We start from the raw sequence: 1,189 nt of genomic DNA, 5'->3' as shown, positions 1-1,189 counted from the left end.
CAGACCGTGCTCGACTCCGGTGAGTCGGACAAGAGCTGGGACGCCGGCATCGTCGCCAACCCGGGCTCCATCTCCGGCACGGTTCGCGAAGATCTGGACAACAACGACAGCGGCGACACCCCGATTCCGGGCGTCACCGTTCAGCTGAAGGACAGCACCGGCACCGTGGTGCAAACCACCACCACCGACGCCAACGGCAACTACACGTTCAGCAACGTGCCGGCCGGTACCTACTCGGTGGTTGAAACCAACCAGCCGGGCTACCTGGACGTTTCCGACATCGACGGCGGCAACCCGAACAGCATCGCCGTGACGCTGAACCCGGGCGCGACCAGCACCGGTAACGACTTCGTCGACGAACGTCCCGCCACCCTGGGCGACACCGTCTTCGAAGACAAGAACGCCAACGGCGTGCAGGATGCCGGCGAAGCGGGCATTGCCAACGTCACCGTGCAACTGAAGGATGCCGGCGGCAACGTGGTGCAAAGCGCCACCACCGACGCCAACGGCAACTACAGCTTCAGCGTGACCCCGGGCACCTACTCGGTGGCCGTGGTGAAGCCGGTCGGCTACGAGATCACCGGTCAGGATCTGGGCGGCAACGAAGCGCTTGATTCCGACATCAACGCTGCCGGCCAGACCGCCCCGATCACTCTCGTCTCCGGCGAGAACAACCCGAACGTCGACGCCGGCTTCTACCGGCTTGCCGAGCTGGGCGACAAGGTCTGGTACGACACCAACAAGAACGGCGTGCAGGACGGCGGCGAAGCCGGCGTCACCGGCGTCAAGGTGTCGCTGCTGGATGCCGCCGGCAACGTGGTCACCACCCAGACCACCGACACCAACGGCAACTACCTCTTCACCAACCTCAAGCCGGGCACCTACAGCGTCCAGTTCGACAAGGCCACGCTGCCGACCGGCTACAGCTTCACGACCCGCGACGCGGGTTCTGACGCCGCTGACAGCGACGCCGACAGCGCCACTGGCAAGACCATCCAGACCGTGCTCGACTCCGGTGAGTCGGACAAGAGCTGGGACGCCGGCATCGTCGCCAACCCGGGCTCCATCTCCGGCACGGTTCGCGAAGATCTGGACAACAACGACAGCGGCGACACCCCGATTCCGGGCGTCACCGTTCAGCTGAAGGACAGCACCGGCACCGTGGTGCAAACCACCACCACCGACGCCA

The 1,189-nt window shown here is 65.3% G+C and carries 1 protein-coding gene; it reads left to right on the top strand.

All coding sequences use genetic code 11. The features are described 5' to 3' along the window. Window positions 1–1,189 (top strand): SdrD B-like domain-containing protein (locus ETQ85_RS25970; RefSeq protein ID WP_148581857.1); only part of this gene is annotated, 1,189 nt, incomplete at both ends.

Origin of the sequence: Zoogloea oleivorans (genome assembly GCF_008107625.1) — a bacterium.
In the GTDB taxonomy this organism is placed as follows: Bacteria; Pseudomonadota; Gammaproteobacteria; order Burkholderiales; family Rhodocyclaceae; genus Zoogloea; species Zoogloea oleivorans.
The sequence above is the reverse complement of the archived record's forward strand: the minus strand, read 5'-3'. Positions and strand labels throughout refer to the sequence as shown.